The following is a 1,725-nucleotide window of genomic DNA, read 5'->3' as shown; positions in this document are numbered from 1 at the left end:
AATGCTTAATGCTTAATGACGCTACAGCTAGCTCTAACACGAATCGTTAACTAGCAGACACAAAAAAGCCCATCACAGGATGGGCTTCTTATTATCTAATTTTCTTAGATAAGCTAACGATTACTCAACAGTAACCGCTTTCGCAAGGTTACGAGGTTGGTCAACGTCAGTACCTTTGATTAGCGCTACGTGGTAAGACAACAACTGCATCGGTACTGTGTAGTAGATAGGTGCTGTTACTTCACTTACGTGAGGCATCTTGATGATCTTCATGTTCTCATCGCTTTCAAAGCCTGCATCTTCATCTGCGAATACGTAAAGTAGACCGCCACGAGCACGTACTTCTTCAACGTTTGATTTCAGTTTCTCTAGCAAGTCGTTGCTTGGTGCAATAACGACGACTGGCATATCTGCATCGATAAGAGCCAAAGGACCGTGCTTAAGCTCACCAGCCGCGTATGCTTCTGCGTGGATGTAAGAGATCTCTTTCAGTTTAAGAGACGCTTCCATCGCGATTGGGTAGAACTCACCACGACCCAAGAATAGTGTGTGGTGCTTATCTGCAAAATCAGGTGCTAGCTCTTCGATCTCTTTATCAAACGCTAATGCTTTTTCAATATCAGCAGGCAGTTGATGCAGTGCTTGAACGATCTCAGCTTCTTTCTCTTCATTGATGCGACCTTGTAGACGACCAATTGACGTTACCATCATCAGCATAGCCGCTAGCTGTGTCGTGAAGGCTTTAGTTGAAGCAACGCCGATCTCAGTTCCTGCGCGAGTCATGAAGGCAAAATCAGATTCACGAACTAGCGAAGAACCCGCAACGTTACAGATAGTCATTGCCGACATGTAACCTTTTTCTTTTGCAAGACGAAGTGCAGCAAGCGTATCCGCCGTTTCACCAGACTGAGACAGAGTCACCAATAGGCTGTTCGGGCGAACAACGAAATCACGGTAACGGAATTCAGAGGCAATCTCTACGTCACAGCTTACGCCTGCTAGAGACTCAAACCAGTAACGAGCTGCCATGCCTGAGTTGTAAGACGTACCACATGCGATGATCTGCACGTGTTCTACCTTGCTTAGGATCTCTTCCGCTTTAACACCGATTGCATTAGTGATTACAGAAGTGTCAGAGATACGACCTTCCATTGTGTTGATCAGCGCTGTTGGCTGCTCAAAGATCTCTTTCTGCATGAAGTGACGGTATTGACCTTTATCACCTGCATCGTGTTCTGCGTTTGATTCAACGATTTCACGCCCTACACGCTCGCCCGCTACATCAAATACTGTTACATCACGACGAGTCACCTCAGCAACATCACCCTCTTCTAAGTACATGAAGCGACGAGTTACGCTTAATAGCGCTAGTTGGTCAGAAGCAAGGAAGTTCTCGCCCACACCAAAACCGATAACGATTGGGCTACCAGAACGAGCAACAACGATACGGCTAGGATCTTTACGATCAACCGCCACCGTGCCGTATGCACCGTCTAATTGTTTTGCTGTTTTTTGCAGAGCTTCAACCAAAGAAGCTGACGTGCGAAGTTCCCACTCAACAAGATGAGCGATAACTTCAGTATCCGTTTGTGAAGTAAACACATAACCACGCTCTTGAAGAAGAGCACGCAGTGCTTCGTGGTTTTCGATAATACCATTGTGTACAACAGCAATATCACCAGACATGTGTGGGTGTGCGTTTGCTTCAGAAGGCTCACCGTGTGT

General features: G+C 46.3%; 1 protein-coding gene. It reads right to left on the bottom strand.

Going from position 1 to position 1,725, the window contains the following annotated elements; genetic code table 11:
• Window positions 1-120 precede the first annotated feature (120 nt).
• A partial coding sequence (glmS, locus tag AB4653_RS21440) for a glutamine--fructose-6-phosphate transaminase (isomerizing) (RefSeq protein WP_372105294.1) occupies window positions 121-1,725 on the bottom strand: 1,605 nt, incomplete at its 5' end.

Origin of the sequence: Vibrio sp. 10N.222.48.A3, assembly GCF_041475345.1 — a bacterium.
GTDB classification, from domain to species: Bacteria; Pseudomonadota; Gammaproteobacteria; order Enterobacterales; family Vibrionaceae; genus Vibrio; species Vibrio tasmaniensis_A.
This window is presented reverse-complemented; position numbering and strand designations above follow the sequence as displayed.